Origin of the sequence: Actinospineispora spinosispora DSM 44797 (assembly GCF_000429025.1) — a bacterium.
Lineage (GTDB): Bacteria > Actinomycetota > Actinomycetes > Mycobacteriales > Pseudonocardiaceae > Pseudonocardia > Pseudonocardia spinosispora.
Genome location: NZ_AUBB01000027.1, coordinates 89,137 through 114,824 on the forward strand (window position 1 = coordinate 89,137; position 25,688 = coordinate 114,824).

The window sequence follows — 25,688 nt, forward strand, 5'->3', positions numbered from 1 at the left end:
GCCGCGCTGTCGCCGCATTACACCCGTGAGTGGCGAGTGGTCTCCGCGGACCACTCGCCACTCACGGGTGGTGAGCTGGGGTTATGTGGGGGTGGCGGCCGACGAGAGCAGCTGCTTCCACTCGGTGGCCGTGATCGTGGACGGCAGCCGGGCACCGGGCCAGGTGCGCTTGCCCCCGCTGGTGAGGGCGTGCACCGCCGCGTCCCGCTCACCGCCCTGCCCGATCCGGACCGGCACCGCGAGCAACGGCCACGACCCGCCGCCGATCATGCCGTTCGCCGCCATGCCGTGCTGCCGCTGGAACGCCATGACGCCGTCCGCGGTGGCGCGGCCGAACTCGCCGTCGGCGGGCACGCTGGTCACTCCGGCGCCGCGCAGCAGATGCTGCGCCGCCAGCACGGTGGAGCCCTTGTCCGCGATCCGCAGCAGCGGCCAGCTGGGCTGGTGGTACGCGGTGGAGGCCAGCTGGTCGCCGCCCCGGTCCTTGCCGGACCCGGGCTTCTCGCCGAGCAGCTGACCGACCTGGCTGCGCAGCGTCGGCAGCAGCGCGTAGAACTTGTCGCCGGGGCAGGCGGTGTCCCAGAAGTCCCGGTGGCCGTACAGGTCGGACGCGGTCAGTCCGTACTGCTTGCAGATGAACACGCACAGGTTGCGCAGCGTGGTGAACTGGCCGACCGGCGGGTTGATCTGGGTGTACGTGCCCTGGTTCTCGATGCCGATCGAGCTCTCGTTCTGGTTGACGCAGTGCGCACCCTCGATGAACTTGTCGCCCTCCAGCAGGGTTTCCAGGCTGCGGTGGCGGCCCTCGGCGATCAGCCCGCCTCGGTTGATGGTGAAGTGCTGGCCGGTGTCGATCCAGCCGTTGGTCTTCATGTGGAAGGTCTGGATGGACCTGGCGAGGATGCCGAGGTCGGGGACGGTCACGTCGTTCGAGTTGGTCGTCGCGGTGTGATGCACGATGATCTTGGACGGCTTGTCGTCCAGTTCCTTGACCGGGGAGGACGGCTTCCGTGCGCCCCAGGACTCGCAGTCGTAGATCGCGGGCTGACCGGCGACCTGCTGTCCGTCGGCGAGCCGGTTCACCGGCTGGGCGGCGAACATCCCGGGTAGTACCGCGCTCCCACCGAGTGCCAGGCCGCCGGCCAGGGTGATGAGCCCCCGCCGCGACATCCGCCCGAAGCCGGGAGGGGGTTCGGGGGGCAGCGGCTCCGGTTCGACCGGGAGACCGTATTCGTCGAGCTCGGTGACTCTCAGCGACGCGCGGTAGGACTCGCTCACACACGCCCCCTGACAGAACGACGAGAGATCGGAATAGTTTCCGGCTCAACGGCCATCACGATCGCTCACCGTTATCCAACATGCCACCACCCACCCCCTAGTGGGTGATCATCGTGGCGTGTCGGGACTCAGCGCATTCACAGCCGCCAAACCCGGCTTGCCATTGTTACTGGTGGGTAATATCCTGGTGTTACTAGCGAGTAGGGAGCCTCGACCATGGGTCACTACAAGACCAATGTCCGTGATCAGGAATTCAACCTCTTCGAGGTTTTCCGCATTCAGGACAGACTGAACGCGGGCGCGTTCGGCGAGGACGGAGCCGACGAGGACACCGCGCGCGGTGTCCTCCACGAGCTCGCGACGCTGGCCACCGGGCCGCTCGGCGAGTCGTTCGTGGACGCCGACCGTAACCCGCCGGTGTTCGACCCGGCCACCCATTCGGTGACCCTGCCGGACTCACTGAAGAAGTCGTTCAAAGCACTGTGGGACGGCGAGTGGTACCGCCTCGGCCTGCCCGCCGAGCTGGGCGGATACGGCATCCCGCCGTCGATCCAGTGGGCCGGAGCCGAGCTGATCCTCGGGTCCAACCCGGCCGCGTTCATGTACATGGCCGGTCCGAGCTTCGCCGCCGTGGTGCACCGCAACGGCACCGAGCAGCAGAAGCACTGGGCCGAGCTGATGATCGAGCGGGCCTGGGGCGCGACCATGGTGCTCACCGAGCCGGACGCCGGTTCGGACGTCGGCGCCGGCGTCACGAAGGCCTACCAGCAGGACGACGGCACCTGGCACATCGACGGCGTCAAGAGGTTCATCACCTCGGCCGACCAGGACATCACCGAGAACATCATGCACCTGGTGCTCGCCCGTCCCCAGGGCGAAGGCCTGAACCGGCCGGGCACCAAGGGCCTGAGCCTGTTCCTGGTGCCGAAGTTCCACTTCGACCCGGAAACCGGTGAGCCCGGCGAGCGCAACGGTGCCTTCGTCACGAACGTCGAGCACAAGATGGGCCTCAAGGCGTCCACCACGTGCGAGCTGACGTTCGGTGCGCACGGTGTGCCCGCGGTCGGCTGGCTGCTCGGCGAGGAGCACAACGGCATCGCGCAGATGTTCGAGGTCATCGAGCACGCGCGGATGATGGTCGGCACGAAGGCCATCGGCACGCTGTCGGCCGGCTACCTGACCGCACTGGACTACGCGAAGTCCCGCGTCCAGGGCGCCGACCTGCCGAAGATGATGGACAAGACCGCGCCGCGCGTCACCATCACCCACCACCCGGACGTGCGCCGCATCCTGATGCTGCAGAAGTCCTACGCCGAGGGCCTGCGCGCGGTGTACACGTACGCGGCGACGTTCCAGGACGAGATCAAGGCGGGCAAGATCAGCGGCGCCGAGACGCAGCTGGCCGAGCGGGTCAACGACCTGCTACTGCCGATCGTCAAGGGTGTCGGTTCGGAACGCGCCTACGAGATGCTGACGCTGTCGCTGCAGACCCTGGGCGGCTCGGGTTACCTCCAGGACTACCCGATCGAGCAGTACATCCGGGACGCCAAGATCGACAGCCTGTACGAGGGCACGACCGCGATCCAGTCGCTCGACTTCTTCTTCCGGAAGATCGTCAAGGACCAGGGCGGCGCGCTGACCCACGTGGCCGGCGAGATTCAACAGTTCCTCGACTCCGAGGCCGGCAACGGCCGGCTCAAGGAGGAGCGGGCGCTGCTGCGGACCGCGCTCGAGGACACCCAGGCGATGCTCGGTTCGCTGTTCGGCTACGCCAGCGCCTCGCTGGAGGAGCCGACGTCGGTGTACAAGGTCGGCCAGCACAGCGTGCGGCTGCTGATGAGCGTCGGCGACCTGCTGATCGGCTGGCTGCTGCTGCGTCAGGCGGAGGTGGCCCAGCAGGCCCTCGACGCCGGTGCGTCCGCGAAGGATGTGCCGTTCTACCAGGGCAAGATCGGTGCGGCCCGCTTCTTCGCGGCGACCGTGCTGCCGGAGCTGACCTCGCGTCGCAAGATCGTCGAGACGGCCGACAACGCCCTGATGGAACTGGACGAAGCAGCCTTCTGATCGAACCTCGTGAGTGTTGAGTATGGCTATGGCCATACTCAACACTCACGAGTCTTTTCAGCCGCCGCTGACCATGATCAGCGCGGGGACCGCAAGGAGCAGGCCCACCCGCTGCAGGGGGCCGATCTTTTCGCCGTGCAGCCAGCGAGCCAGCAGGACCGTCGACGCCGGGTACAGGGCGACGATCGCGCCCACCACGGACAGCTGCCCGCCGCCGTGCACGGACAGCAGGTACACGCCGTTGGACAGCCCGTCCAGGACGCCGCACAGGACCGCGAGCCGCCATCCGGTGCCGGTCCGCTGAAGCCAGCCGCGGCCGGACTCCAACCCTTGCGGCACGCCGAGCGTCAACCCGCCCGCGCGCAGCGCGAACAGCAGACCGACCCCCGCGACGAGGCTGCCGGACACCTTCGCGGTCGCCACCGGCCACAGCCCGGCGCCCGGGGTGGCCTGCGCGAGCAGCACGAAGAACCCGCCGAAACACGTGCCGGCGAACAGTGCGAGCAACACTCCCCGAGCCATCTGCCGTGACGGTGCGAGCGACTCGCCGACCGGCTCACCGGAGCCGATGGTCACACCGACCAGCACCCCGGCGACCACCGCGAGCGCGATGCCGATCCAGGCCACCATCGAGGGCCGCTCGCCCATCGCGGCACCCGCGATGACCGGGACCGCGGCCGATGTCAGCGCGGTCAGCGGAGCGACGACGTTCATCGGCCCCTCGGCCAGGCCCTTGTACATGAGCGGCACGCCGATACCACCGGCGAGACCGGCGAGGATGCCCCAGCCGAGCGCGCTGGGCACCGCGACCGCGGGCATGAGCGAGGCCGGGATCGCGACCAGCACGATCAGCAGCGCGCCGAGGCCGGCGAGCTGCGCCAGCATCGCCACCACGGCGGCCGGCGCTCGTCGGGCTGCTGTACCACCCAGGAAGTCCGCCACTCCGAACGCCGCCGCGGCCACTCCGGCCAGCACAACAGGCACCACACACCCCTCTCGTCAGACAGAAGTCTAGTACATTCTGTTGTACTATCCGTGCCATTAAAGCGACCGAGTGAGAGAGAACATGTCCGAGCACGACACGAGCACCGAGGTCGCCAGGGCGGTCGCCGCGAACCTGCGCGCCTTACGCGCCCGACGCGGCTGGAGCCTGGAGACCCTGGCCCAGCGCTCCGGGGTCAGCAAGGGAGCGCTGGTCGCCCTCGAAGGCGAACGCGGCAACCCCAGCCTCAACACCCTGTGCCGGATCACCGACGCGTTCGCGGTCTCCCTGTCCGACCTGATCGACGCCGGCCGGCCGACCACCCTGCGCCGGATCACGATCGCCGACGCGACGGTGCTGTGGCGCGGCCCCTCCGGTGGCACCGGCCGGCTGATTCTCTCCACCGACCCGCCGAACCCGGTGGAGCTGTGGACCTGGCGCCTGGAACCCGGCGAACGCAGGGACAGCGAGGCGCACGCCGCCGGGACGCAGGAGGTCTACCTGGTGTCCTCAGGCGTGCTGACCGTCCACACCGACGGCCAGACCGTCACCACCCAGCCCGGCATCGCGGTCACCTTCCCCGGCACGACACCACACTCGTACTACAACGAAGGCACCGAGCCGGCCGAGTTCCTGCAGTTCACGACCGTCCCCCAGTAATCAGCCGCTCCAGCACCGGGAGAAACCAGCTCGCACAGACCGAGTACACGCCGCACAAAGGCCCCGGCCTCTGTGCGGCGTAGAGAACCTCTGTGCGAGCGGCTCGGGCTACTTGCGGCGGCTGTCGCGGATGGCGTGAACGCAGCGGCGGCGGAACTACGGCAGTTCCGCAAGTCGACCTACAGCGGACAGAACGGCTCATGCGTCGAGGTCGCCACGGCGCCCGGCTGGGTCGGCGTCCGGGACAGCAAGCTTGGTGTGGACAGCCCCGTCCTGGTGATCAGCGCGCTTGAGTGGCGCGCGCTGATCACCAGGCTCCGGGGTTAGCTCTACGAACCTGCCGCCAGGTACTGGTGCAGGTGATCGCGCTCGTCCTCCAGCTCGCCGATCCGCGCCTTGACCATGTCGCCGATACTGACGATGCCGACGAGTGATCCGTCGACGACCACCGGGAGGTGGCGGATGCGGCGTTCGGTCATGGTGCGCATCAGGTTGTCGACCTCGTCCTCGGGTACACAGCTGACGACGTCGGTGCTCATGATCTCCGAGACCGGTGTGCTGAGCAGCTGACCACCGTGTCCGTGCACGCAGTGCACCACGTCGCGTTCACTGACGATGCCGATCACGGTGCCGTCCCGCGCACCGCCCTCGGTGACGACCACGGCGCCGATATTGCGATCCACCAGCAGCTCGAGCAGTGCGGATACCTGCATGTCCGCGCTGATGGTGACGACCTCGGAACCCTTGTTACGTAGCACATCGGAAATCCGGCTCATCTGCCACCCCGTTCAACTAGGCGTCTCGTTCCGAGAGTAGGTGACGGGCACCACAGATCTGAAGGGCTAGACGTTGCTGATTGGTCACCTATCCGGGCACAGTCGCCAAAACGTAGAATCTACCGGTGCCGTCGTCCCGCTATGACCCCACGGTTCTGCGCTGGTACATCGCCCTGGAGCTGAGCAGGCTGCGCAAGCAGACCGACTTCACGCTCAAGGACGTCGCCGCGCGGCTCGGGTGTTCGGTCGCGCACGTCGGACACCTGGAGACCGGCCGCAACCTGCCGTCGCGCGCCGAGCTCGAGGTCGTGCTGGAGCTCTACCGGGTCGGCGCGCGCATCCCGTCGTTCGTGGAGCTGCTGGACGCGGCGCGGCGCGGCAAGGACTGGTGGCTGCCGTTCCGGGACGTGACACCGAGCTGGTTCGAGCTGATGCTCGGTTTGGAGACCGCGGCGGCGCGGATCGAGTGCTACGACTCGCAGGTGATCAACGGGCTGTTCCAGACCCCGACGTACAGCGAGGCGCTCATCCGCGCCGTCGAGCCCCGGCTGCTCGAGACGGAGATCGCCCGGCGGGTCGAGCTGTGGCAGGCCCGTCAGTCGATCCTGACCCGCGAGATCGATCCGCCCCAGGCGTCGTCGGTGCTCGACGAGTCGGCGCTGTACGGCACGGCGGCCGAGCCCGAGATCCTGTACGAGCAGCTGGAGCACCTGATCGCGCTGTCCGACCTGCCGAACGTCAGCATCCTGGTGCTGCCGATGAGTGCCCGGCCGCACGCGGGAGTGGACGGCTCGTTCCGGATCATGTCCTTCGCCGACCTGCCCGGTGCCCCGTCGGTCGCGTACACCGACGGCATGATCCGGGGCAGCTACCACCAGGGCGCCGCGGAGGTGGCGCGGTTCCGCATGGCGGTGGACTCGCTGTACGCCCTCGCCCGGGACCCGCGGACGTCCCGCGTCACCGTCCACCATCGGGCAACTCAGCTTGCGCAGTCCCAATAACCCCACAAAGCTCACTAGTAACTTTCGTAACAGCGAAGGTCACTGTTGATGGGGAAGGTCTCCTCTCATGGCACTGGGCACACAACTGACCACCGCCACCTGTCTGATCGCCGGCACGCTGCTGCTGGGGCCGGGCCTCGCGCAGGCCGCCCCCGAGTCGAAGGACCCGCACAACGCGGTTGAGGGTTCCCTCCAAGGACCGACCTGCGAGGACCCGGAGGCCTCACTCGTCTCTGTGTGTACGAACCGCCCGGTAGACGGCCGCTGATCAGCCAGGCGGCTCGGCCTCGTCGTGCGAGTCCTCCGAGTGGTCCTCGGGTTCGGGCGCGGCGGCGGGCGGAGGCGCGGCACCGGCGCACACGACCTTCGGCGACGGCTTGTACCGGACCGTGCGGGTCTTGCTGGTGCTCTGCCCGGTGGTGACGTCCTTCATCGTGCGCGTGTCGGTCGTGGTGAAACCGGGACCGCCCGCGCTCGGTGAGCACTTCTCGCCCGCCGGGATGGTCAACGTCTGCTGCGGGACCGGCTTGGTCCTCGGACCGGGTGTCGAGGTGACCTCGAACTTCTTGGTACCCCAGAACTGCACCGTGATGCTCGACGGCGTCCACACGGTCTGGATCAGCACACCGGTCGGCAGGTCGTTGCGGAACTGCAGGTCGATCGCGCCCTCGAACACCGTCGCCTCGCGCGCCGGGGGATAGCGGCTGATGTAGTAGCTGTGCTCGCGGTGTCCCACGTCGGTCATGCCGGCGAAGTACGCCGCGTTGTACAGCGTCGTGGCCAGCTGCGACACGCCACCGCCGACGCCGCGCGCCGGGTGACCGTCCTCGATGATGCCGGCCGGGACGTAGCCCTGCGGGGCTTCACGGGTGCCGGTCGCGTTGTTCAGGCTGAACGTCTCGCCGGGCTGCAGGATCTTGCCGTTGATCGTCTCGGCGGCACGCTTGATGTTCTGCCCGGAGTCGGCCGCGAACCCGCCGGTGCTGAACTTGCTGATCACGCCCTTGATGCCGAGCTTCTCCACCTTGTCGGTGGTGAGCTTGGCCGGTTGGTCGCCGTAGATCGCGGTGACCGTGCGGTTGTCGGTCCGTGCCAACACCTCGGCGAGGTCGGCGAACGTCTTCTCGTAGTCCACGCCCCGGCCGTTGGAGGACGGCGTGACGCTCGGTGTGGCGCCGACGAGCGACACCGAGGCGTCCTTCGCGGGCTGTTCGGTGGAGGCCAGCTGCGGCTTGACCGCGTCGGTGATCGCCGGGATGTCCACGACCGGCTTGAGCCCGCCGCGCCCGTCCGGTGCGAAGCTCAGCGCCCCGGCGATGGTGCGCGGCGTGATCGTGGCTTCCTTGCCCTCGCCGATCACCTTGACGTCGTCGGCCACGGCGGGCTTGGCCAGCTCGGTGACGGCGGTGGCGATCGCGTCATCGGTCACGTGACCTGCGGGTTCGACCTGGATGATCGGCAGCTGGACAGTGTTGCCGCTGGTCCAGTCGCGCAGGATCGCGGTGGTGGCGCCCGCGTTGTCCAGGTTCGTGCCGGGTACGGCCGACACGGCCTTCGGGGTGAGACCGTCGAAGCGGATCGTGCCGTCGGCCGGTTCCTTGCGCACGAGGCTGTTGATGCCGTCGAGTGCGTCGCTCAGCGCCTCGTTGTTCGCCTGCGTGACCACGTCGACCTGGCGCCGGGAGCCGAACAGGGAGGTCACCCGGGTGAACGGGTTGAGCGGCTGGTCGTCGGCGTCCGCGAGGGTCGTGTCCCAGTCGATGTGCAGGCCGGCTGCCTCCGGGGTCAGCGTGGTGCGGACGCTGCCGGCCTGGATCGGGATGCCTTTGCCCTTCTCGGGTTCGAGCCGGGAACGCAGGGTCTGTTCGGCCGCGGACGTGCTCATGCCGCCGACCTCGATACCGCCGACCTCCGTGCCACGCGGCATCTTGCCGCTGCTCAACGCCAGGTCGCCGAGGTAGATCAGGGCGAGCGCACCGGCGGCTGCCGCGGGGATGAGCCACGGCTTGCGGCGGAGGCCCGGCTCGTGCGGCTCCTGAGGCGGTGTGGGCGGCGGGCCCTGCGATGCGCGCGGCCGCGCGGGCGGCGGGCCCTGCGGCGCGATCCGCTCGGTGCGCGGTTCTGGCCGGCCGGGCATGCGCTCGGTGTGCTGGCTACCCCAGTCGGGCCGTCGCTCATGGGGTGGGGGCACGGCTGTTTCTCCTCGTTCGGCGCCCAGGTTGTCATCGGCGCAGCAGTCAGCCGCGCTCCGGCTGCAGCTGGTTACAGGTAGAGACCGGTGCCGTGCTCCGCCGGCTCGGCGGCGGCGACCGCGTGCAGGTCGCGTTCCCGCATCACCAGGAACGTCTGGGCCTGCACCTCGAACTCGAACTGGTCCTCCGGGTTGAACAGCACCCGGTCCCCCACCTTGACCTGACGGACGTGGTTGCCCACGCCGAAGACCTCACCCCAGGTCAGTCTCTTGGCCATCTGGGCGGTCGCCGGGATCACGATCCCCGCGCTGCTGCGCCGCTCACCCGCGCCCGGCACGACCCGCACCATGACTCGGTCGTGCAACATCTGGATCTCGAGCTTCGAGTCCGGGTCCGCCACTCGGTAGATGCTACGGACTCACCCAAGCGCAGTGATGCTGGGGCATGAAAGAACCCCGCGGGGCTGTCAGGTCGGGGGTCCAACAGCGCCACGGGGCTATCCAGCTTGTCGACGGGGGTCCGAATGGCGTTACAACCTCCGACGAAAACATCTTGGCTTCACCCGTCAGAGTGATGTAGCGGCCACGAGCCCGCGTTCCGACGACCGGCTTGGGCTCCTGCCAGTCTCCGATAGGAGTTCCGGCGAAGGCCGGCGCCTTGGATGTCCGCAAGCAGGCTCCCAGACCGGACGGCGGCTCCCGGGCCGCAAGGAAGCGCACGATTGCCCGACGAAGTCGGGCTGTTTTCTGAAGACACCCCCGGAGCGAAGCGGAGCGGGGTGGCGGCAGAAAACTACCGTGCGGAACAGGCCCAAGAAGCTACTCCTGGGCAAGGAGATAGCGACCGAAATGGGGCACGGTGAACGCGATGTGGCCGCGCTGCGCCGAGTAGACCAGGCCTTTCTTCAGCAGGCTGTCCCTGGCCGGTGACAGCGAGGACGGTTTCCGCGCCAGGTGTTCGGCGACCGTCGCGGTGCCGACCGGTTCGTCCTTGCCGCCGGACAGCTCGGCCATCGCGCGCAGGTACTCGCGCTCGCCGGGGGTCGCCCGCTCGTAGCGGGAGCCGAAGAACCCGACGGCCAGCTCGACCTCGGCCTCGGGCGCGGCGACCGTCACGTCGACCGTGGTGATCGGGCTCATCGGCGCGGCGTCCCAGGCGGCCTTGCCGTAGGCCTGCACGAAGTACGGGTAGCCGCCGGACGCGACGTACAGCGCTTCGAGGGCGTCCTCGGAGAACTCGGCATCCTCCCGTTCGGCGGGCGCGATCAGCGCGCGGTCGGCCTCGGTGCGTTCCAGGCGGTCGATGCGCATGTAGCGGAACAGCCGCTCTGAGTAGGACTTCGACGCGGACAGCACCGAGGGCAGGTGCGGCAGGCCGGCGCCGACGACGACCAGCGGCGCGCGGTTCTGGGACAGCTCGTGGCACGCGGCGCACAGCGCGGACACGTCGTCGGGGCGCAGGTCCTGCATCTCGTCGATCAGCAGCGCGACACCGGAACCGACGTCCCCGGCCAGCTCGGCGACCTCGGAGAACAGTTCGACCAGGTCGATCTCCATGTCGCCGGAGTCGGCGCGGCCGGTGACGGTCGGTGCGTCGATGCCCGGCTGCCAGCGGTCGCGCAGCTTCGCGTCGGCCGGGGCGGCACGCAGCGCGAACGCCTTCAGGACGCCGAGCACGTGCTCGACCCGGTCCGGGGCGCGGTGCCGGACCGCGAGGTCCCGCACCGCGCGGTGCAGCGCGGCGGACAGCGGCCTGCGCAGGTCCGCGTCCGGCCGCGCCTCGACCTTGCCTGCGCCCCAGCCGGCGCGCAGGGCCATCGATCGCAGCTCACCGAGCATGACGGTCTTGCCGACGCCACGCAGTCCGGTCAGGACCAGCGAGCGCTCCGGCCGGCCGCGCGCGACGCGTTCGAGCACGACGTCGAACGCGTCCAGCTCGCGATCCCGGCCGGCCAGCTCAGGGGGTCGCTGACCAGCGCCGGGGGCAAACGGGTTCCGCACCGGGTCCATGCCATCGGACTGTATCCGCCCGTATTGCTCCGACCCTAGATTTGGCTAGTTTCCGCTAGCCGTGTCCAAGAGTCGTGAGTGAGTTGGGCTGCCAGGGCAACCCAACTCACTCACGGGGTGAACGGGGTGCCGTCGAAGCGGTCGGTGGTGGTGAACTCCTCGACCTGGGCCCTGCGCAGCTTGGTGATCACCTTCTGGGGGTGGCCCAGCGCCAGGAGGCCGGCCAGACCGTGGCCCTCGGGGATGTTGAGCAGCTCGCGGACCGTCGTCTCCTCGCGGGCCAGTACCGAGGTGAGGACACCGCCGAGGCCCTCGTTGCGGGCGGCGAGCAGCAGGTTGTGGCAGAACGGGTAGATCGAGCCGCCGCCGATGATGCTCTGCCGGTCGAGGCCGTTGTCCACGCACGCGAGCCGCCCCAGCTCGGCGACGATCAGCAGCAGGGCGGGGACGTGCTCCAGGTTGTCGCCGAACTCGTTGGGCGCCGGGGTGTTCCTGGCCTCGGCGAGATCGACGGCGGGGCCGGTCCAGCGGCCGTTGTCCCTCGGCGCGAACGGGACCAGCCCCTCCCGGACGTGGGCGGTGTACTCCCGCCAGCCCACCTGGTACAGCTCGCGGACCCGGCGGCGGATCTCCGGGTCCTTGAGGATGATCACGTGCCAGCCCTGCCGGTTGCCGCCGTTGGGCGCGAACCTCGCGTGGTCCAGCATCCGGTGCAGGACGGCGTCGTCGACTGGCTCGTCGGTGTACGCCCGCGTGGCGGGCGTGGTGCGCATTGCGTCGTAGAGCTCCACGTCCGCGATGATCCGCCCCAGCGCGTTCCCTTGCCAGATATACAGCTTTCTACGTCACACACTAGAGAGCTTGATAAAGGTCTTGTCAGGCTTTTATCAAGCTCTCTACCGGAGTGGCTAGATACGGCTAGAAAGAAATAGGAACCGCTGAGCGGGCGCAGCTGCCAAACTCTTCCGCGTGTTATTGACGATCACCACGACGCACGAACCCGCTGACGAGCTGGGCTATCTGCTGGCCAAGCACCCCGACCGGGTGCATCGCGCCGAGCTGGGATTCGGTACCGCGACCGTGTGCTTCCCCGAGGTCGGTCCGGCGCGGACGACCGCGGCGCTGATCGTCGACGTCGACCCGGTCGGGCTGGTGCGCCGTGCGGCCGGCGTCAGCGGCGCGACACCGGACGGGTTCTCGCTGGGCCAGCACGTCAACGACCGGCCGTACTCGGCGTCCTCGCTGCTGTCCGTGGCGATCTCCCGTTGCCTGGGCAGCGCACTCGGTGGCCGGTCGCGGGAACGTCCCGAGCTCGCCGAGACCCCGATCCCGCTGGAGCTGGGTGTGCCGGCGGTGCGTGACGCCGACGACCTCGCCGCCGCGTTGTTCGAGCCGCTGGGCTGGACGGTCGAGCGCACACCGGTCGGCCCGGTGCACGCGGCGCTGTCGCTGCGCGGCACACATCGGCTGGCGGAGGCGTTGTCGCAGGTCTACGTCCTGCTGCCGGTACTGGACGACACAAAGCACTACCCGGTGGGTGCCGACGAGGCGGAGAAGCTGCTGCGGTCGGGCGGCGACTGGCTGGCCGGGCACCCGGAGCGAGAGCTGATCACCCGGCGCTACCTGCGCTACCGGCGACGGCTGACCTCACCGCTGTTGGAAACGCTCGGAATCGCGGAGGACCAGGAGGTTCCGGCGACGCCGCTGCGCGAGCTGCGCAGGGACGCCGTGCTCGCCCAGCTGCGTCGCGCGGGCGCGCACCGGGTGCTCGACCTGGGCTGTGGTGACGGTGCGCTGCTCGCCGAGCTGGTCAAGGACATCGGGTTCACCGAGATCGTCGGGGTGGACGCGTCGAGCGGATCGCTGACCCGTGCCGAGCGCAGGCTGCGGCTCGACGAGCTGGCGCCGTCCGCGCGCGAGCGGCTCACCCTCCTGCACGGCGCGCTCACCTACGCCGACCAGCGGCTCGCCGGGTACGACGCGGCGGTGCTGATGGAGGTCATCGAGCACGTCGACGAGCCGAGGCTGCCCGCGCTGACCGCGTCGGTCTTCGGTACGGCGGCGCCGACCACCGTGCTGGTGACCACCCCGAACCGGGAGTACAACGTGCGCTACCCCGACCTGCCGGCCGGGGCGTTCCGGCATTCGGACCACCGCTTCGAATGGGACCGAGCGCGGTTCGCGGCCTGGTGCTCGGCGACGGCTCAGGAGTACGGCTACCGGGTCGAACAGCTCGGCATCGGCGAGCACGATGCCGCGCTCGGTTCACCGACCCAGCTCGCGGTGTTCAGCAAGGGGGTGGCGGCATGACCGAACTGCGCATCCCCGAGATGTCCCTCGTGCTGCTCGTCGGGGTCAGCGGCTCCGGCAAGTCGACGTTCGCGGCGCGGCACTTCGCGCCGACCGAGGTGCTGTCCTCGGACGTGTTCCGCGGTCTGGTCAGCGACGATCCGGACAGCCAGGACGCCACCGGCGACGCGTTCGACGCACTGCACCACCTCGCCGGGATCCGGCTGCGGCGCGGACGTCTCACCGTCGTCGACGCGACGAACACGCAGCGCGCCGCGCGGGCGAGCCTGCTCGCGCTGGCCCGTGAGCACGACGTGCTGCCGGTCGCGATCGTGCTGAACCCGCCGGAGAAACTGGCCGCCGCACGGTCCCGGTACGGGCCGAAGGTCGTCGGTCGCCAGTACGGGGAGCTGGCCCGGAGCCTGCGGAAGCTGCGCGCCGAGGGGTTCCGGAGCGTCCACCTGCTGGGCAGCGCCGAGGAGATCGACTCGGCGGTCGTCGAGCGCACGCCGTCCTACAACGACCGGCGTGATCTGCACGGGCCGTTCGACCTGATCGGCGACGTGCACGGCTGCCTGACCGAGCTGACCGCGCTGCTGGAGAAGCTGGGCTGGCAGCTCGTCGGTCCCGACGGCTCGCCGACCTCGGCGCGGCACCCGGCCGGGCGGACCGCGGTGTTCCTCGGCGATCTCGTCGACCGGGGCCCGGACACGCCGGGGGTGCTGCGGCTGGCGATGGGGATGGTCGCCGACGGTGTGGCGTTCGCGATCATGGGCAACCACGAGCAGAAGCTGGTCAGGGCGCTGCGCGGGCGGGACGTGCAGCGTTCGCACGGGGTCGTCGAGTCACTGGAGCAGCTCGCCGCGCGGCCCGAGGAGTTCGTCGCCGCCGCGACCGAGTTCATGGACGGGCTGCGCGCGCACTACGTCCTGGACGACGGAAACCTCGTCGTCGCACACGCGGGGCTGCGGGAACGGTTCCACGGTCGGGCGTCCAAGCGGGTGCGTGCGTTCGCGCTGTACGGCGAGACGACGGGGGAGACCGACGAGTTCGGGCTGCCGGTGCGGTACCCGTGGGCGACGGAGTACCGGGGCGCCGCGCTCGTCGCCTACGGGCACACGCCGGTGCCGGAGACCGAATGGGTCAACAACACGATCTGCCTGGACACCGGCTGCGTGTTCGGTGGTTCGCTGACCGCGCTGCGCTACCCGGAACGGGAGACCGTGGCGGTCGCGGCGCAGAAGACCTGGTTCGAGCCGATCCGCCCGCTGACGGCGCCCACCGCCTCGGCCGAGGAACGTCCGGCCGACCAGCTGGACGTCTCCGACGTCTTGGGCAAACGCGGCGTGACCACCGGTGAGCACGGCAGGATCACCATCCCCGCCGAGAACTCGGCGGCCGCGCTGGAGGTCCTCAGCCGGTACGCCGTGCACCCGCGCTGGCTGGTGTACCTGCCGCCGACCATGGCGCCGGTCGGCGAGCTGCCCGAACACCCGACGCAGGCCTTCGACGCGTTCGCCGGCATGGGCGTGGCGCGGGTCGTCATGCAGGCCAAGCACATGGGGTCCCGCGCGGTCGTACTGGTCTGTCGTAGCGAGGACGCTGCCGCCGCACGCTTCGGCGCGACGTCCGGGGAGACCGGGATCGTGCTGTCCCGTACCGGTCGGCGACTGCTCGACGACCCGTCGCAGCTGTTGACCGCGCTGCGCGGGGCGTGCGAGACGACCGGGCTGTGGGACTCGCTCGGCACGGACTGGCTCGCACTGGACTGCGAGCTGCTGCCCTGGACCGCCGCCGGAACCGGCCTCGTCGGTGACCGGTACGAGCCGATGGCGGCTGCCGCGCTCGCGGACACCTCAGCCGTGGCCGCTGTTCTGTCCGCCGCTGTCTCGCGTGGCGTCGACCTGACGGAGGAGCTGGCGGCGGCGCGCGATCGGTCGCTGGACGCCGTCGGGTTCGACACCGCGTGGCGGCGCTACGCCGGACTGGGCGAGCCGGCTCGGCTCGCGCCGTTCTGCGTGCTCGCCGGCGCGGGGGAGGTCTGCGCGGGCCGACCGGTCAGCTGGCAGCTGGACATCCTGGATCGGCTGGTCGCGGCCGCTCCCGAACACCTGGTGCGCACCGAGCGGTTCACGGTCGACGTCGACGATCCGGCGTCTCGTTCGGCCGGCGCGAACTGGTGGCAGGCGCTGGTGGATTCCGGCGGTGAAGGTGCCGTGGTCAAGCCCGCCGACGGCCTGGTGCGCGGCCCGAGGGGCCTGGTCCAGCCGGGTCTGAAGGTCCGAGGGCCCGACTACCTACGGCTGGTCTACGGGCCGCACTACCGGGAGGACGCGAACCTGACGCGGCTGGCGCGCCGCAACGTCGGCCGTAAACGTTCCCTCGCGCTGCGCGAGTACGCCCTGGGTCTGGAGTCGCTGCACCGCTTCGTCGCGGGCGAACCCCTGTGGCGGGTCCACGAGGCAGCAGCCGCGGTCCTGGCCCTGGAATCCGACCCGGTGGACCCGCGCCTCTAGTTTGGGCCTGTTCCGCGCGGAGTTTTTCCGTGACCACCCCCCTCGCCTTCGGCGTTGGGGGGTGCTCCCGGAAAAACAAGCCTCCTTCGTCGGCCGGGCGCGCGCTTGTTGCCGACCTGGGAGCCGACCTGGTAGCCGACGAGATTGGTCGCTGACATTCACCACGCCGGCCTTCGCCGGAACTCCTTCGGAGACTCGCGGAGCCGACTTAGCTGTTGTCAGGTGAGTCACGGGATTCCGCGGCGCGAGTCGGGGGATTGTCAGCCCTCCAGGGGGCGGCGGGCCGTCGGAGGGCTCGGCGGCTTGGGGCCCGTGTCAACCACGGTTCCCTCTACCACCGTTCCGTCTATCACAGGGCCGCCGGTGCGGATGCGGACGTTGCGCAGCAGCGGCGAGCGCTGCTCGGCCTGACGGACCAACCGGCCGCGCACCAGCGCCCGGACCGGCGGCAACACCAGCAGCAGACCGAGCACGTCGCTGACCACGCCCGGCACCAGGATCAGCAGACCGGCAACACCGATCAGTGCACCGTCGGTCAGCTCGGCGTGCGCCGTCCGGCCACCACGTACGGCCTCGGCCGTCGCCAGCGCGGCACGGGCGCCCTCCCGGCGCACCAACCACATCCCGAGCATCGCCCCGGCCAGCAACAACAGCAACGTCCAGCCGAAACCGAGCCAGGCGACCACGGCGGCAAGCGCCACCACCTCGACCACCGCGTACATCAGGAACCAGCGCATCTCCACGACCTCCTACCCCTCCAACGTTCGATCAAGCGCTTGTGCTCCCGAATGAGGGATTCCGTGCACGATCGGAACATGACAGGGTCGGTGTCATGGTTCAGGCAACGCAGATCACCCGCGACGGGCTGGCATTCAACGTCACCGAATCCGGTCCCGTCGACGGCGAACCGGTGTTGCTGCTGCACGGCTTCCCCCAGCACGCGGACAGCTGGGACGCACTCGTACCGCTGCTCAACGACGCCGGCTACCGCACTCTCGCGATGACCCAGCGCGGCTACTCCCCGGGCGCCCGGCCGAAGAGCAGGCGCGCCTACCGGATCAGCGAGCTGGTCGCCGACGCGGTCGCGGTGATCGACCACTACGGCGGCAAGGTGCACGTCGTCGGCCACGACTGGGGTTCCGCGGTGGCCTGGGGACTCGGCGCGAACAACCCGGAGAAGCTGTACAGCCTGACCGCGGTGTCCGTCCCGCACCCCGGTGCGTTCCTGCGCGCGATGGTGACCAGCGTGCAGGGGCTCAAGTCCTGGTACATGTACTTCTTCCAGCTGCCGTTCCTGCCCGAGTTCGTGCTGCGCCGGCTCATGGTCACCGGTCTGGTGCGCAGCGGCCAGACCGACGAACGGGCCCGCCGCGACGCGGCCGCGTTCACCGGTACCGACGCGCTGACCGGAGCCGTGAACTGGTACCGCGCCATGCCGTTCCTCGACCCGAGGCATGCGGGCGACCCGGTGCGGACGCCGACGCTGTTCATCTGGAGCGACAACGACACGTTCGTCCACCCCACCGGCGTCCAGGGCTGCGCGAAGTACGTGGACGCCCCGTACCAGCTGGAGACCCTGCACGGCGTCAGCCACTGGATCCCCGACGAGGCCCCCGCCGAAACGGCCGCGCTGCTCCTCCCGCACTTCGCGTCTTTTGGGCCTGTTTCGCGCTGAGCGAGTTGTTGCGGACATTCACTGCCCGGCCTTCGCCGGAACTCCTTCGGAGACTCGCGGAGCCGGCTTCACAGACACACGTACACCCGCAGCTGGAAAGGAGCCGTGAGTGTTTTGGGTTGCCAGGGCAACCCAAAACACTCACGGCTCCTTGTGTGCCCGCGCAGGTGTCGTGTGGGATGCGCATCGCATCTGCACCCCTCGCCTCACACCGGGAATGTGACGAGGCCCGGTGCGTAGCAGGCCCCGCAGAGGCGCCCGAAGGGGTTCCGCCGAAGGCGGGTAGTGCATGAGTGGCGGCTCCCAGGGTGACCCCAAGCGCGCGCGTCGCCGAAGGCGACATTTTTCCGAGTGGTCCCCCATGCCCGAAGGGTATGGGGGACCACTCGGAAAAACCTCCATGCAGAGGCCCGCCAGGGCCTCCGCCTGGGATCGTTCCCGGTCGGCCCGGAGGGCCTTCCGGGAACGATGGCGCGCGAAACAGGCAAGTCTAGCAGTGCTAGGGTTTCGCCCCATGGCCGCCCAGGATCGGCGCGAGCGGCAACGCGCCGAGCGACATCAACTGATCATCGACACCGCACGCGGGATCGCCGAGTCGGAAGGGTGGGACGCGGTCACCACGCGCCGCCTCGCGGATCGCATCGAGTACAGCCAGCCGGTCCTCTACAGCCATTTCGCGGGCAAGGACGCGATCGTCGGCGCCGTGGCGCTGCAGGGCTTCGTCGAGTTCGCCGACACCCTGCGTGCCGACGTGTCCGCCGCGCCGGACTCGGCCAGTGCCCTGGGCGCGCTGGCACGGGGCTATCTACGGTTCGCCGAACTGCGCCCCGCTGTCTATGCCGCCATGTTCAGCATGGACACCGACCTGACCTTCGCCAGAGCCGACACACCACCGGCACTGCGCACCGCCTTCGAGGTCATGCGCGACACGCTCGGCGCCGCGACCGGAACAGCTCACCTGGAGACCCGCACCGAACTGGCCTGGGCCACGCTGCACGGCCTCGCCACCCTGACCGCGGGCAACCGGCTACGCCCCGAGCAGGCCCACGAGCGCCTGACCCTGCTGGTCGAGCACTGGCGAGCCGCCGCACCACACAGTTGAAGTACGCTTCAAGCTCATGGGGAAGACCTGGGACATCGGTGAAGTCGCGGAACTGACCGGTCTCGCCCCGTCCGCGCTGCGCCATTACGAGCGTGAAGGCCTGCTCCACCCGGCGGGCCGCGCCGGTGGTCGCCGCTTCTACGACGCGACCGGTCTGCGTCAGCTGGCCACGATCGACCACTGGCAGCGCGCCGGCCTGACCCTGCGCGAGATGTCCGAGCTGTTCCACCGGGACGCGGGCGACGTCGCCAGGATGAAGGAGCTCGCACTCATCCGGATCGCCGAGCTGGACCGGCTCATCGCCCATGCGACGCAGGTCAGGGAGATGCTGTCGCACACGACGGTGTGCACGCACCAGCGAATGGACGAGTGCCCTGAGTACCGCAAGCACATCGATGCCGCCGTCGAGCAGCTGCTCGGCGGCGACCTGCGCGACCAGCCGCCACCGCTGCAGCCGATGCGCCGGCCCACCAGGGCCGATCAGTAGGTGATGGCGACCGCGGGGTTGGCCAGCAGCGCGCCGACGTCGGCCAGGAACCGCGACCCCTGCTCACCGTCGACGAGGCGATGGTCGAAGGACAAGGCGAGCTGACAGACGGTCCGGACCGCGAGCTGCCCGTCCACCACCCAGGGCGCCTGTTTGACCGCGCCGAGCGCCAGGATCGCGGCCTCGCCCGGGTTCAGGATCGGGGTACCGGTGTCCACCCCGAACACCCCGACGTTCGTGATGGTGAACGTGCCGCCCACCATGTCCGACGGTGGTGTCTTGCCCGATCGCGCGGTCGCGGTCAGCTCCGCGAGCGCACCGGCCAGCTCCACCAGCGACAACGTGTCCGCGTCCCGAATCTTCGGCACGACGAGACCACGCGGTGTCGCGGCGGCGATCCCCAGCTGCACGTGGTCGTAGTAGACGATCTCCTGGGCGTCGTCGTCCCAGTGCGCGTTGACCTCCGGGGTGCGCCGCGCGGCGAGACACACGGCCTTGGCCGCGAACACCAGCGGGCTGAGCTTCACGTCGCGAAACGCGGCCGTGGTGCGCAGCTGGTCACGCAGCTCGATCATCGGCGTGACGTCCACCGTCAGGAACTCGGTGACGTGCGGTGCGCTGAACGCACTGTCGACCATCGCCGCCGCGGTGGCCTTGCGGACGCCCTTGATCGGCACCCGACGCTCCCCACCCGAGGCAACCGGCGGCGCCGACGAGGTGCTCTGCCGCACGTCATCCCGGGTGATCGTGCCACCAGGCCCGCTCCCGTCAACCCCCTGAAGATCAACCCCCAGCTCCCGAGCCAGCTTCCGCACCGGCGGCTTGGCCAACGGCACGGTCCGCCGCTCCGATTCCGACGGCACGAATGTGGCTTTAGGGACGTTCACCGTCTCCATAGCCACATTCGTGCCACCGGCTGGGGTGGCTGTAGGGGCTGGGGTGGCTGGCTTGCGGGGGCGGCGGGTGACTGAGCCGGGGCGGGGGCCGTAGCCGACCAGGTTGGCGATGCGGCCGTCCGCGCCGGGTTCGCCGATCTTCGCGCCGGCCGGTTCGTCAGCGGGAGCCGGCGCGGGAGCTGTCTGGGTGCTCGGCTCGTCGGCGCCGTCGCTGATCGCGATGATCGGGGTGCCGACCTCGACCGTCGTCCCAGGTTCGACCAGCAGCTCGGCGACCGTGCCGGCATACGGCGAAGGCAGCTCCACGGCGGCTTTCGCCGTCTCGATCTCCACGATGATCTGGTTGACCGCCACCGTGTCGCCCACCGCGACCTGCCAGGACAGGATCTCGGCCTCGGTCAGTCCCTCACCGGCGTCGGGGAGCCGGAACACCTGGCGCATGCCGCTCACCAGGCCAGCGAGCGGTCGACGGCGTCGAGCACCCGGTCGAGGTCGGGCAGATAGTCCTCTTCGCAGCGCGACGGTGGATAGGGCGTGTCGAAGCCCGTCACCCGCAGCACCGGGGCTTCGAGGGAGTAGAAGCAGTCCTGCTGCACCCTGGCCGCGACCTCGGCGGCAACCGACACCTCGGACGGTGCCTCGGCCACCACGACGAGCCGGCCGGTGCGCCGGACCGACTCGTACACCGGACCGAGGTCGAGCGGGGACAGCGACCGCAGGTCGATCACTTCGAGCTCGCGCCCGTCCTGCGCGGCGGCGACGGCCGCGTCCAGGCAGGTCCGGGCCATCGGCCCGTAGCCAGCCACCGTCACCGCGTCCCCGGAGCGCAGCACGCGTGAGGTGAACAGCGGCGGCGGCTCGGTGTCGAGGTCCAGCTCCGCCTTCTCCCAGTACCGCCGCTTCGGTTCGAAGAAGATCACCGGGTCGTCGCACTCGATCGCCTGCTGGATCATCCAGTAGGCGTCGACCGGGTTGCCGCACGCCACCACCTTCAGGCCCGGGACGTGCGCGAACAGCGACTCCGGCGACTCCGAGTGGTGCTCGACCGCGCCGATCCCGCCGCCGAACGGGATGCGCACGACGACCGGCATCGGCACCCGCCCCTGTGAGCGGTACCGCAGCTTCGCCAGCTGGGAGACGATCTGATCGAACCCGGGGAACACGAACCCGTCGAACTGGATTTCACACACCGGCCGGAACCCTCGGATCGCCAGCCCGATGGCGGTGCCGATGATGCCCGACTCGGCGAGTGGCGTGTCGAGCACGCGCTGCTCACCGAAGTCCTTCTGCAGCCCGTCGGTGATCCGGAAGACGCCGCCGAGCTTGCCGACGTCCTCACCCATCACCAGAACCTTCGGGTCGCGCTCCATCGCCGCGCGTAACCCGTTGTTGAGCGCCTTCGCCATGGTGATCGTCGCCATCGGGCATCCTCCCAGCGCGGCCGCTCGTGACGGCGCGGACGAACTCGGGCCCGGCATCCCGCGTCAGGTGAGACGCGAGCTGACCGTTGCCGCCCATCCTGGCACGGCCGGTGTCGTCCCGCGGGCCGTCAGCCCAGCCACACTACTTCGAGCAGATCGACTCTGTGCTGGTCCTCGAGAATCAAGAAGGTGAGGATGCAGTCGTCGCCGAGCAGGATCGTTCGAACGGCGCCTGACGGGTTGTCCTCGTTGATCGGCGGGCAATTCCACGGCGTCAGTTCAAGCATGGCGATCGCCTCCGCCAGAGCGTTGAGCAGCGAGGCAGGAAGTGCACTGATCTGCGCTTCAAGAGTCGGATCAACATCAACGTGGTACACGACTTCTACAGGCCGAGTCTCGCCTTAATCTCGCTCCATGGCACCGCGCCCTCGGCTCGTTCCCCCGTACGTAGGCGCCGCGCAGCACTTTCCAGCATCGTCCGGTAGGCATCTGGCCCTTTGGCCTGCGTCACTATCGCGGTTCGGCGCCAGGAATCAAGAACCGCGTGCACCTCGGTGAGATCCAGCTCGTGGACCGCACGCATCAGCGCTTCGCGCCAGTCCTCGTCGAACTGGGCGGCCTCTTCTGGAATCAGGCACGCACGCACCTCGGCCGGGGACGCGGTCAGCAGCCAGCGCAGGCCGCCGCGCGGCGAGTGATCATCGACTCTGGCTGCTGTCATCGGGTCATCGTAGCGCGACATCAGCTGGTTTCGAAGGAGGCGTGATATCGGAGGAACGCCTCCCGCTGGGCCTCCAGCGGAGCTGACGACTCGGCGTAGACCTGCGAAAACATCCGTTCCGGGCCGGGCTCGGGCATCGTCGAGCAGTACTCGCGCAGCCTCGCGGCGAGCTCGTCGGACTCGGCGCCGATGCCGTCGAAGTAGGACTGTTCGACCTGGTGTTCACGGACCAGGTTGACCCGGACCCGTTCGATCGGATCCTTCAGCTTCCACAGCTCCAGCTCGTCGGCGAGGCGGTAGCGGGTGGGGTCGTCGGAGCTGGTGTGCGCGTCCATGCGGTAGGTGAACGCCTCGATCAGCACCGGCCCGTTGCCGGAGCGGCACTCGTCCAGGGCCCACCGGGTGACCGCCAGCGTGGCCAGGACATCGTTGCCGTCGACCCGGATGCCGGGGAAGCCGTAGCCGCGGGCGCGTTGGTAGAGCGGAACCCTGGTCTGGCGTTCGAGGGGCTCGGAGATGGCCCACTGGTTGTTCTGGCAGAAGAACACCACGGGCGCGTCGTAGACCGCCGACCAGACGAAACCCTCGTGCACGTCGCCCTGCGAGGTGGCGCCGTCGCCGAAGAAGCAGATGGTGGCTTCGCCGGTCTCGCTGTCCCCGACCTTGCCTTCGAACTTCTGGCCCATCGCATAGCCGGCGGCGTTGAGGCACTGGTTGCCGATGACGATCGTGTACAGGTGGAAACCGGTCTCGGCCGGGTCCCAGCTGCCGTGGTCGGTGCCCCGGAAGATGCCGAGCAGCTGCGTCGGGTCGATACCTCGGCACCACGCGACGCCGTGCTCGCGGTAGCTCGGAAAAGCCATGTCCCGCGCGGCGAGTGCCCGGCCGGCGCCGATCTGCGCGGCCTCTTGGCCGAGCAGCGGCACCCAGATGCCGAGCTGGCCCTGCCGCTGCAACGCGCTGGCTTCCCGGTCGACCCGGCGCACCAGCACCATGTCCCGGTAGAGGTCCTTGAGCTGGTCGACCCCGATGTCGCCCAGGTGCTCGTCCACCCAGGGCACCTGCAGCCGGATGCCTTCCGGGGTGAGGACCTGGACGAGGTCCTCGCTGCCTTCGTCGGTACCGCGCAAACCGGCGATGACCTGCTCGGCGGTCGGCGCGGGCTCAGGAAAACCGGGGAATCCGGGCGGAGTGGACATCGCGGCTCCTCAGCGTCTGGTCCCCGGGCCGCTTGTGGCGGCCCAGGGAGCTTCGGCAGCGATCCGAACCCGGCGCCCAGGTCAGGGCGGAGTCCGAGAGGTCACCCGTCCCGTCAACGCCGACGAGATGATGACCAACTCGCTACCGGCCATCCTGGCACGTGCGCGCCGCCCGGGCGACTCAGCCGCGCTTGTACGGCGTGGGCCTCGGCGCGCCCGACGGGGTGACCGGGTCGATCACCGCGGTCGCCTGTACCGGAGGCGGCTGCTCGGAGAACCCCCCGACGTCGGCGAGCTTGCGCTTGGCCGAGTCGATCTGGTTGCTGTACTTGCCCTTGGTGCGCTGGTCGGCGAACTGGGCGGCCTTGTCGGCGAACTCCCGGGCCTTGTCCGGGTTCTTCTGCGCGTAGCGGCGGGCGGCCTCGGCGGCGGCTCCGAGCACGGCCAGCTTCTTGATCAGCGACATGGCGAAATCCCTTCTGACTGCTCTCCCCTGGGGACAACGTATCGGACGGTGTCTCAGGTTCCGGGCCGGGTCCGTTAGGAGATATAACGAAATAACCTGTGGGTTTATCAATTTCGAGTGGTGGCCGAGCGGGGTCGCGGTGTGAGGAATAGCGTGGTCATCCGTGACGCGCTTCACCACATTCGCGCTGGTCGTGCTGCTTGCCGCCGGCAGTCTGGTTCTGACGGTCGGGGTGAGCCCCTGGTGGGGTTTCGCCGCCGTACCGCTGCTCGCGGTGTGCCTGCTCGGTGTGTACGACGTCGTGCAGCGTGAGCATTCGATTCTGCGGAACTATCCGGTCGCCGGCCATATGCGGTTTCTGATGGAATCGATCCGCCCGGAAATCCAGCAGTACTTCATCGAGAGCAACACCGACGGCGAGCCGTTCGACCGGGAGGCGCGGTCGCTGGTCTACCAGCGGGCGAAGGCCACCGAGGCGGAGGAGCCGTTCGGCACCGAGCGCGAGGTGTACGCGACCGGCTACGAGCACTTCGTGCACGCGATGTGTCCGCTGCCGACGCCGGAGGAGCCACCGAGGGTCCGCATCGGCGGACCGGAGTGCCGCCGGCCGTACGACATGTCGCTGCTCAACGTGTCCGCGATGTCGTTCGGCTCGCTGTCCTCGAACGCGATCCTGGCGCTGAACACCGGCGCCGCGCGCGGCGGGTTCGCGCACGACACCGGCGAGGGCGGGCTGTCCGAGTACCACCTTCGCCCCGGCGGCGACCTGATCTGGGAGATCGGCACCGGCTACTTCGGCTGTCGTACCGAGGGCGGCGACTTCGACCCGGTGATGTTCGCCGCGAAGGCCGCCCAACCGAGCGTCCGCTGCGTGTCGCTGAAGCTGTCCCAGGGCGCCAAACCGGGCCTCGGCGGCGTGCTGCCCGGCCCGAAGGTCAACGCCGAGATCGCCGCCGTGCGTGGGGTGCCGCAGGGCAAGACGGTCATCTCGCCGCCGTCGCACCGGGTGTTCTCCACGCCGGTCGAGCTGATCGCGTTCATGGCGCAGCTGCGTGAGCTGACCGACGGCAAACCGGTCGGTTTCAAGCTGTGCGTGACCTCGCGCCGCGACATGCTGGCGATCTGCAAGGCCATGCTGGAGGTCGGTACCGCGCCCGACTTCATCATCGTCGACGGTTCCGAGGGCGGCACCGGGGCAGCGCCGCTGGAGTTCCTCGACCACATCGGCACGCCGCTCACCGAGGGGCTGATCACGGTGCACAACGCGCTGGTCGGCACGGGGCTGCGCAGCCGCGTCAAGATCGGTGCGTCGGGCAAGGTGTCCAGCGGGTCGGACATCGTGAAGCGCCTCATCCAGGGCGCCGACTACACCAACGCCGCCCGCGCGATGATGTTCGCCGTCGGCTGCATCCAGGCCCAGACCTGCCACACCAACACCTGCCCGGTCGGCGTCGCCACCCAGGACCCGCGCCGCGCCCGCGCGCTCGACGTCGCCGACAAGTCGATGCGGGTCGAGCGATTTCAGCGCGCGACGGTCCGCAGCGCCACCCAGATCATGGCGTCACTGGGCATCCACAACCCCGACGAGCTGCACCCCGGCCTGCTACGCCGCCGCATCGCCCCCACCGAGATGCGCAGCTACGCCGAGCTCTACGACTGGCTGGAGCCCGAAGAGCTGCTCACCGACCCCCCGGCCGCCTGGGCAACGGACTGGAAGGCCGCGACCCCCGACTACTTCTGAGTTCTCTGGCCGGCTCTTCGCGCGTCCAAGTTTCCGGTCGGGACCCCTCATCGGCTTCGCCTCGAGGGGCCCGCGACCGGAAACTTACGGCGGCTTCGCCGGTCGCTTCGCTCCGGCTTCGCTGCCGTCGCTGACGCGCGGCCGACTGTTCGCGTTCTGCTTCGCCCGTTGCGTTTCTTGCAGTGCTCGCACTGAACCCCCTCCGGGGAGACC

At 69.4% G+C, this 25,688-nt stretch carries 25 protein-coding genes; 11 read left to right on the top strand and 14 right to left on the bottom strand.

The genetic code is table 11. The annotated features are described in order from the left end of the window. Positions 1-81: 81 nt before the first annotated feature. Positions 82-1,278 carry a peptidoglycan recognition protein family protein gene (locus G406_RS46710; RefSeq protein WP_051342054.1) on the bottom strand — a complete coding sequence of 399 codons (1,197 nt, stop codon included), beginning with the start codon at positions 1,276-1,278 and terminating at the stop codon, positions 82-84. A gap of 216 nt (positions 1,279-1,494) precedes the next feature. Between G406_RS46710 and G406_RS0113565 the strand changes: the two genes are divergently transcribed. Continuing rightward, entirely contained in the window at positions 1,495-3,342 is a 1,848-nt protein-coding gene (locus tag G406_RS0113565; RefSeq protein WP_028934259.1) for an acyl-CoA dehydrogenase, read from the top strand. Positions 3,343-3,399: 57 nt separating this feature from the next. On the opposite strand, the gene G406_RS0113570 is transcribed toward G406_RS0113565, so the two are convergent. After that, positions 3,400-4,326 (bottom strand): EamA family transporter, encoded by a 927-nt coding sequence (locus tag G406_RS0113570; protein ID WP_156934845.1) that lies wholly within the window; start codon positions 4,324-4,326, stop codon positions 3,400-3,402. Positions 4,327-4,408: 82 nt separating this feature from the next. On the opposite strand from G406_RS0113570, the gene G406_RS0113575 reads away from it, so the two are divergent. Both G406_RS0113575 and G406_RS0113580 read left to right on the top strand, forming a co-directional pair. Then, a complete protein-coding gene (locus G406_RS0113575; RefSeq protein ID WP_028934261.1) occupies positions 4,409-4,984 on the top strand; it encodes a helix-turn-helix domain-containing protein in 576 nt (191 codons plus the stop codon). A gap of 135 nt (positions 4,985-5,119) precedes the next feature. Next, complete coding sequence (locus G406_RS0113580) at positions 5,120-5,311, top strand: DUF397 domain-containing protein (protein ID WP_028934262.1); 192 nt, start codon at positions 5,120-5,122, stop codon at positions 5,309-5,311. A gap of 2 nt (positions 5,312-5,313) precedes the next feature. Here G406_RS0113580 and G406_RS0113585 read toward each other — a convergent pair whose 3' ends face one another. Beyond that, complete coding sequence (locus G406_RS0113585) at positions 5,314-5,760, bottom strand: CBS domain-containing protein (RefSeq protein WP_028934263.1); 447 nt, start codon at positions 5,758-5,760, stop codon at positions 5,314-5,316. 125 nt (positions 5,761-5,885) lie between these two features. Between G406_RS0113585 and G406_RS0113590 the strand changes: the two genes are divergently transcribed. Together G406_RS0113590 and G406_RS0113595 are read left to right on the top strand one after the other, a co-directional pair. Continuing rightward, on the top strand, positions 5,886-6,761 hold the full coding sequence (locus G406_RS0113590; protein WP_028934264.1) for a helix-turn-helix domain-containing protein: 876 nt from the start codon (positions 5,886-5,888) through the stop codon (positions 6,759-6,761). 67 nt (positions 6,762-6,828) lie between these two features. Next, a complete protein-coding gene (locus tag G406_RS0113595) occupies positions 6,829-7,029 on the top strand; it encodes a hypothetical protein (protein ID WP_028934265.1) in 201 nt (66 codons plus the stop codon). Here G406_RS0113595 and G406_RS46715 read toward each other — a convergent pair whose 3' ends face one another. From G406_RS46715 to G406_RS0113615, 4 genes are all read right to left on the bottom strand, one after another. Further along, positions 7,030-8,952, bottom strand: coding sequence for a VanW family protein (locus tag G406_RS46715; protein WP_156934846.1), 1,923 nt, complete (start codon positions 8,950-8,952; stop codon positions 7,030-7,032). Between the two features lie 71 nt (positions 8,953-9,023). After that, complete coding sequence (locus tag G406_RS0113605; RefSeq protein ID WP_037076532.1) at positions 9,024-9,320, bottom strand: GroES family chaperonin; 297 nt, start codon at positions 9,318-9,320, stop codon at positions 9,024-9,026. A 451-nt stretch (positions 9,321-9,771) separates the two neighbouring features. Then, positions 9,772-10,962: an ATP-binding protein gene (locus G406_RS0113610; protein WP_028934267.1), complete on the bottom strand. Its 1,191-nt coding sequence runs from the start codon at positions 10,960-10,962 to the stop codon at positions 9,772-9,774. A gap of 110 nt (positions 10,963-11,072) precedes the next feature. Continuing rightward, positions 11,073-11,753, bottom strand: a complete 681-nt coding sequence (locus G406_RS0113615) for a nitroreductase family protein (protein WP_028934268.1) — start codon at positions 11,751-11,753, stop codon at positions 11,073-11,075. Positions 11,754-11,931: 178 nt separating this feature from the next. On the opposite strand from G406_RS0113615, the gene G406_RS0113620 reads away from it, so the two are divergent. Continuing rightward, positions 11,932-13,272 (top strand): 3' terminal RNA ribose 2'-O-methyltransferase Hen1, encoded by a 1,341-nt coding sequence (locus G406_RS0113620; RefSeq protein ID WP_028934269.1) that lies wholly within the window; start codon positions 11,932-11,934, stop codon positions 13,270-13,272. Continuing rightward, on the top strand, positions 13,269-15,767 hold the full coding sequence (locus G406_RS0113625) for a polynucleotide kinase-phosphatase (RefSeq protein ID WP_028934270.1): 2,499 nt from the start codon (positions 13,269-13,271) through the stop codon (positions 15,765-15,767). Before G406_RS0113620 ends, G406_RS0113625 begins: the two co-directional genes overlap by 4 nt. A gap of 260 nt (positions 15,768-16,027) precedes the next feature. On the opposite strand, the gene G406_RS46720 is transcribed toward G406_RS0113625, so the two are convergent. After that, positions 16,028-16,504 (bottom strand): FxsA family protein, encoded by a 477-nt coding sequence (locus tag G406_RS46720; protein ID WP_051342070.1) that lies wholly within the window; start codon positions 16,502-16,504, stop codon positions 16,028-16,030. Between the two features lie 95 nt (positions 16,505-16,599). Here G406_RS46720 and G406_RS0113635 point away from each other — a divergent pair, with 95 nt between their 5' ends. The 3 genes from G406_RS0113635 to G406_RS46725 all read left to right on the top strand — a co-directional run bounded on the left by G406_RS0113635 (position 16,600) and on the right by G406_RS46725 (position 19,031). Continuing rightward, the gene (locus G406_RS0113635; RefSeq protein ID WP_028934271.1) at positions 16,600-17,442 is read left to right on the top strand and encodes an alpha/beta fold hydrolase; all 843 of its coding nucleotides are present in this window, start codon (positions 16,600-16,602) and stop codon (positions 17,440-17,442) included. A gap of 514 nt (positions 17,443-17,956) precedes the next feature. Further along, positions 17,957-18,544, top strand: a complete 588-nt coding sequence (locus G406_RS0113640) for a TetR/AcrR family transcriptional regulator (RefSeq protein WP_028934272.1) — start codon at positions 17,957-17,959, stop codon at positions 18,542-18,544. 16 nt (positions 18,545-18,560) lie between these two features. Next, positions 18,561-19,031 carry a MerR family transcriptional regulator gene (locus G406_RS46725; RefSeq protein WP_051342057.1) on the top strand — a complete coding sequence of 157 codons (471 nt, stop codon included), beginning with the start codon at positions 18,561-18,563 and terminating at the stop codon, positions 19,029-19,031. On the opposite strand, the gene G406_RS0113650 is transcribed toward G406_RS46725, so the two are convergent. From G406_RS0113650 to G406_RS46730, 6 genes are all read right to left on the bottom strand, one after another. Continuing rightward, positions 19,025-20,368, bottom strand: coding sequence for a dihydrolipoamide acetyltransferase family protein (locus G406_RS0113650; RefSeq protein WP_028934273.1), 1,344 nt, complete (start codon positions 20,366-20,368; stop codon positions 19,025-19,027). The genes G406_RS46725 and G406_RS0113650 overlap by 7 nt on opposite strands. Before the next feature lie 5 nt (positions 20,369-20,373). Next, positions 20,374-21,348: an alpha-ketoacid dehydrogenase subunit beta gene (locus G406_RS0113655; RefSeq protein WP_051342058.1), complete on the bottom strand. Its 975-nt coding sequence runs from the start codon at positions 21,346-21,348 to the stop codon at positions 20,374-20,376. Positions 21,349-21,476: 128 nt separating this feature from the next. After that, entirely contained in the window at positions 21,477-21,725 is a 249-nt protein-coding gene (locus G406_RS0113660) for a hypothetical protein (RefSeq protein WP_028934275.1), read from the bottom strand. 5 nt (positions 21,726-21,730) lie between these two features. Then, positions 21,731-22,069 carry a DUF6247 family protein gene (locus tag G406_RS0113665; protein ID WP_028934276.1) on the bottom strand — a complete coding sequence of 113 codons (339 nt, stop codon included), beginning with the start codon at positions 22,067-22,069 and terminating at the stop codon, positions 21,731-21,733. Between the two features lie 20 nt (positions 22,070-22,089). Further along, complete coding sequence (locus tag G406_RS0113670; protein ID WP_028934277.1) at positions 22,090-23,268, bottom strand: thiamine pyrophosphate-dependent dehydrogenase E1 component subunit alpha; 1,179 nt, start codon at positions 23,266-23,268, stop codon at positions 22,090-22,092. Between the two features lie 181 nt (positions 23,269-23,449). After that, on the bottom strand, positions 23,450-23,734 hold the full coding sequence (locus G406_RS46730; RefSeq protein ID WP_064742917.1) for an antitoxin: 285 nt from the start codon (positions 23,732-23,734) through the stop codon (positions 23,450-23,452). A 163-nt stretch (positions 23,735-23,897) separates the two neighbouring features. Here G406_RS46730 and G406_RS0113680 point away from each other — a divergent pair, with 163 nt between their 5' ends. Then, the gene (locus G406_RS0113680; protein WP_028934278.1) at positions 23,898-25,475 is read left to right on the top strand and encodes an FMN-binding glutamate synthase family protein; all 1,578 of its coding nucleotides are present in this window, start codon (positions 23,898-23,900) and stop codon (positions 25,473-25,475) included. Positions 25,476-25,688: the final 213 nt, after the last annotated feature.

Excerpts from the sequence above, each read along its gene's own strand:
- G406_RS0113585 (WP_028934263.1), bottom strand. The coding sequence starts at position 5,760 with ATGAGCCGGATTTCCGATGTGCTACGTAACAAGGGTTCCGAGGTCGTC.
- G406_RS46725 (WP_051342057.1), top strand. The coding sequence starts at position 18,561 with ATGGGGAAGACCTGGGACATCGGTGAAGTCGCGGAACTGACCGGTCTC.
- G406_RS46720 (WP_051342070.1), bottom strand. The coding sequence starts at position 16,504 with ATGCGCTGGTTCCTGATGTACGCGGTGGTCGAGGTGGTGGCGCTTGCC.
- G406_RS0113625 (WP_028934270.1), top strand. The coding sequence starts at position 13,269 with ATGACCGAACTGCGCATCCCCGAGATGTCCCTCGTGCTGCTCGTCGGG.
- G406_RS0113665 (WP_028934276.1), bottom strand. The coding sequence starts at position 22,069 with ATGACAGCAGCCAGAGTCGATGATCACTCGCCGCGCGGCGGCCTGCGC.
- G406_RS0113565 (WP_028934259.1), top strand. The coding sequence starts at position 1,495 with ATGGGTCACTACAAGACCAATGTCCGTGATCAGGAATTCAACCTCTTC.
- G406_RS0113605 (WP_037076532.1), bottom strand. The coding sequence starts at position 9,320 with ATGTTGCACGACCGAGTCATGGTGCGGGTCGTGCCGGGCGCGGGTGAG.
- G406_RS0113650 (WP_028934273.1), bottom strand. The coding sequence starts at position 20,368 with ATGCGCCAGGTGTTCCGGCTCCCCGACGCCGGTGAGGGACTGACCGAG.
- G406_RS0113595 (WP_028934265.1), top strand. The coding sequence starts at position 6,829 with ATGGCACTGGGCACACAACTGACCACCGCCACCTGTCTGATCGCCGGC.
- G406_RS0113655 (WP_051342058.1), bottom strand. The coding sequence starts at position 21,348 with ATGGCGACGATCACCATGGCGAAGGCGCTCAACAACGGGTTACGCGCG.
- G406_RS0113635 (WP_028934271.1), top strand. The coding sequence starts at position 16,600 with ATGGTTCAGGCAACGCAGATCACCCGCGACGGGCTGGCATTCAACGTC.
- G406_RS0113610 (WP_028934267.1), bottom strand. The coding sequence starts at position 10,962 with ATGGACCCGGTGCGGAACCCGTTTGCCCCCGGCGCTGGTCAGCGACCC.
- G406_RS46730 (WP_064742917.1), bottom strand. The coding sequence starts at position 23,734 with ATGTCGCTGATCAAGAAGCTGGCCGTGCTCGGAGCCGCCGCCGAGGCC.
- G406_RS0113670 (WP_028934277.1), bottom strand. The coding sequence starts at position 23,268 with ATGTCCACTCCGCCCGGATTCCCCGGTTTTCCTGAGCCCGCGCCGACC.
- G406_RS0113575 (WP_028934261.1), top strand. The coding sequence starts at position 4,409 with ATGTCCGAGCACGACACGAGCACCGAGGTCGCCAGGGCGGTCGCCGCG.
- G406_RS0113640 (WP_028934272.1), top strand. The coding sequence starts at position 17,957 with ATGGCCGCCCAGGATCGGCGCGAGCGGCAACGCGCCGAGCGACATCAA.